This window comes from Acidovorax sp. HMWF018, from assembly GCF_003061035.1.
Classification (GTDB): Bacteria; Pseudomonadota; Gammaproteobacteria; order Burkholderiales; family Burkholderiaceae_C; genus Acidovorax; species Acidovorax delafieldii.
This window is the reverse complement of sequence record NZ_QAIM01000010.1, coordinates 1-3,434: the sequence shown is the minus strand read 5'-3', so window position 1 is coordinate 3,434 and position 3,434 is coordinate 1. Positions and strand designations below refer to the sequence as shown.

The 3,434-nt window shown below is 66.5% G+C and carries 2 protein-coding genes and 1 pseudogene; 2 read left to right on the top strand and 1 reads right to left on the bottom strand.

What is annotated here, in order from left to right:
* Both DBR23_RS30115 and gph read left to right on the top strand, forming a co-directional pair.
* Positions 1-763 (top strand): annotated as a pseudogene (locus DBR23_RS30115) (hypothetical protein); the annotation flags it as partial.
* Positions 764-842: 79 nt separating this feature from the next.
* Positions 843-1,553 (top strand): phosphoglycolate phosphatase, encoded by a 711-nt coding sequence (gph, locus tag DBR23_RS00315; protein WP_108496929.1) that lies wholly within the window; start codon positions 843-845, stop codon positions 1,551-1,553.
* A 19-nt stretch (positions 1,554-1,572) separates the two neighbouring features.
* Here the strand turns inward: gph and DBR23_RS00310 are convergent, their stop codons facing one another.
* The gene (locus DBR23_RS00310; RefSeq protein WP_108496928.1) at positions 1,573-3,222 is read right to left on the bottom strand and encodes a methyl-accepting chemotaxis protein; all 1,650 of its coding nucleotides are present in this window, start codon (positions 3,220-3,222) and stop codon (positions 1,573-1,575) included.
* Between the last annotated feature and the right edge of the window lie 212 nt (positions 3,223-3,434).

Here is a 3,434-nt window from a genome sequence, read left to right as displayed (position 1 = left end):
GCGTGTGGACCTGGCGGGCCTGCCCGGCTACCTGCGCAACCGCGTGCAGATGCGCCGCGCCAGCGTGTGGGGTGCTGCAGCCTTCCAGCAAGCACGCAAAAACGCGGCCGACCCGGCGGTGGCCGCAGCCGCCGCACGCGCCCTGACGGAATTCACCGGCGTGAGCAAGGCCGAGCTGCCTGACGAGGACCAGAGCGCCTACAACGACGCTGCCATGCGCGTGAGCGCCGTACGCTGGGCGCTGGTGCCTGCAGCGGCGCCTGTCGCGACCGCCGCCGGAGCACGCCCCACGCTGCTGACTGAGCCTGGCGCCCCCGGCGAAACCTGCGTGCTGCTGGTGGACGCGCAGCACAGCGCCAAGGCCCCGCTGCTGCGCCGCTGCACCTACGGCGTGGTGTGGACTGCATCGGCCAGCACCAACCGCGAAGGCACAGCCTTGGCCCTGGCCGTGCAGCCCATGGAAGGCTGGCGCGAGCTGTGGGTGCTGCGCAAAACGGAAGGCGGCTGGCTGGCCGATGTGCTGCCGCCCGCCGCCGCCACGCCCGAGACCGGCGTGGCCGAGTGGGCGGGCTGGGTGCCCGGCGGCCAGCAGATGCTGGTGGCGCGCGAAGCCCGGGGCCAGGGCCGCTACCGCAAGAGTTTTGAGGTGGTGCGGCTGGAGGGCTTGACCACCGAGCGCGTGACGGGCGATGTGGCAGCGCTGCCCCTGTTCCAGCGTTGGCAAGACCCAGCGTGGAAGCGCGAGACGCTCAGCCTGCGGTGAACGAAGCAAGGCAGACCAGGGGAGGATTTGACGGGTTCCGTAAACTTGGTCCCGTCTTCTCTTTCCGAATGCTTGCCCAATGTCTCTCGCCGTTACCCCCCCGCTGTCCACATTGCTCACCGGCGTGGACGCCGCCATCATCGACCTGGACGGAACCATGGTGGACACCATGGGTGATTTCAACGAGGCACTGAACCGCATGCTGCGCGAACTGGAGCTGCCGTCGATTGCGGCACAGACCATCGAACACATGGTAGGCAAGGGGTCGGAGCATTTGCTGCGTTCAGTGCTCCACCACGTGCTGGCGCAGATAAATCATGCCTCTATTGCTACTGAAATTGAAGCGTTGTATCCATCGGCCTGGGCCAGCTACCAACGCCACTATCTCGCCATCAATGGCCAGTATGCCGGGGTGTATGACGGTGTGGAGGCGGGGCTCCAGGCTTTGCGCGCCCGTGGTCTGCGTCTCGCCTGTCTGACCAACAAGCCCCGGGACTTTGCGCTGCCCTTGCTGCAGTCCAAGGGGCTTGACGGCTATTTCGAGAAGGTCTTCGGTGGCGACTCGTTCGAGCGCAAGAAGCCCGATCCGTTGCCGTTGCTCAAGACCTGCGAAGCATTGGGTACCGACCCTGCGCGCACGCTCATGGTGGGCGACTCCAGCAACGATGCGCAGGCCGCGCGGGCTGCGGGCTGCCCGGTGGTGCTGGTCACCTATGGCTACAACCACGGCCAGCCCGTGCGGGCCGTGGATGCCGATGGTTTTGTGGATACGCTGGCGCAGCTCGCCTGAGCTGGCCGAGCCTGCCTGTTCAGGCAGTCAGCTGGCGTGGCGCCACGCTGCGGTAGTCCAGACGTGATGACGCGGGGGAATTGCTGCGCACGGGGGCGGGCACGGTGCTGTTGGGGCGCGTGGCGTTGTCCGAGAGGCGGAACACCGCCACGGCGTCCACCAGCTGGCCGGCCTGGGTCTTGAGGCTGTCGGCGGCTGCAGCACTTTGTTCCACCAGGGCGGCGTTTTGCTGGGTGGCCTGGTCCATCTGCGTGATGGCCTCGCCGACCTGTGAGACGCCCTGGCTTTGTTCGCTGCTGGCAGCGCTGATCTCGCCCATGATGTCGGTCACGCGCCGAATCGCGCTGACCACTTCGGTCATCGTGGCGCCGGCCTTGTCCACCAGGGCCGTGCCGCGCTCCACGCGTTCCACACTGGTTCCAATCAGACCCTTGATCTCCTTGGCGGCCTCGGCGCTGCGTTGCGCCAGGCTGCGCACCTCGCCCGCCACCACGGCAAAGCCCCGACCCTGTTCGCCCGCGCGTGCGGCCTCCACAGCCGCGTTCAGCGCCAGGATGTTGGTCTGGAAGGCGATGCCATCGATCACGCTGATGATGTCGGCGATCTTGCGGCTGCTGTCGTTGATGCCCTTCATGGTGTCCACCACCTCGGCCACAACGTCTCCGCCCTGCACGGCCACGGTGCTGGCGCTCATGGCCAGCTGGTTGGCGGTGCGGGCGTTGTCGGCGTTCTGGCGCACGGTGGAGCCCAGCTCTTCCATGGAGGCTGCGGTTTCCTCCAGTGCGCTGGCCTGCTGTTCTGTGCGGGCACTCAGGTCGTTGTTGCCTGATGCAATCTCGGCACTGGCCGTGGCCACGCCCTCGGCGCTGTTGCGCACGTTGCCCACGATGGTGGCCAGGCGCGATTGCATGGTGGACAGTGCTTGGAGCAACTGGCCGGTTTCGTCATTGCCACTGGTAGTAATGGGGTGGGTCAGGTCGCCATCTGCAATGCTTTCGGCGGCTTGTTGGCCTTGCTGCAAGGGGCGCACGATGGAGCGCGTGACGGTCAGGCCCATCAATGCGCCTAGCGCGACGGCCACCAGCGTGCCTACGCCCAATAGCACCTGGCTGGCTTTGGCCAGGGTGGAGGTGTCTGCCTGGCTTTCGGCCAGCTGGGCGGCCATGGTTTTGCGCAGGTCGTCGAGGGATTGAAGGTATTTGTCGGCCAGCGGGCGCAGGTCCTTGTCCACGAGGGCGGGCACGTTGGGTTCGCCACCGCGGTGCAGTTCCCGGATTTCGTTGAGCTTGTCGTTGTAGGCCTGCCGGGCCGTCGCAATTGCGGCCAGAAGCCCCTTGGCCTGGTCGCCTTGCACCAGTGCCTCAATGCGCTTGACCTTGGCTTCCATGCCCTTCGCCGTCGCCTGGGTATCGGCGGTGAGCTTGTCCATGTAGTCGCGGTCGATGGCCTTGAGGAAGGCCTCGGTGCGTACCCAGTTCAGCCGGATGTCTGACGCCCAGTCCTCCACAAGGGTTTGCTGCTCGATCTCCTGCGTGGCGACGCGCTCGCTGGCACTTTGCAGGCTGGCAATGCGCCACATCCCTGTGGCCGCAATGAGAGCCGTGATGAGAAGAATGGCGCCGAAGGATGCGCCCAGGCGCAGGCCGACGGAAAGGTTGCTGAGTTTCATGGTGGTGTCTGGCGCGTAAGGGGGCTGGGGGCAGAAGGGGCGTTACAGACGGCTCGTTGCGGGGCGCGGATAGCGCACAAAGCTCGGTTCAGGCCGTGGCCTCGGGCGCTGCGGGTGCACGCAGCGGGAGGCCGGTTGTCGCGTTGTCAAAAAGGGCTGGAAAGGTTGGGCAATGGCTGGGGCGGGGACTGAGGCACAGGCTACTCCCGGGT

Coding starts and splice junctions, on each gene's coding strand:
- DBR23_RS00310 (WP_108496928.1), bottom strand. CDS start 3,222: ATGAAACTCAGCAACCTTTCCGTCGGCCTGCGCCTGGGCGCATCCTTC.
- gph (WP_108496929.1), top strand. CDS start 843: ATGTCTCTCGCCGTTACCCCCCCGCTGTCCACATTGCTCACCGGCGTG.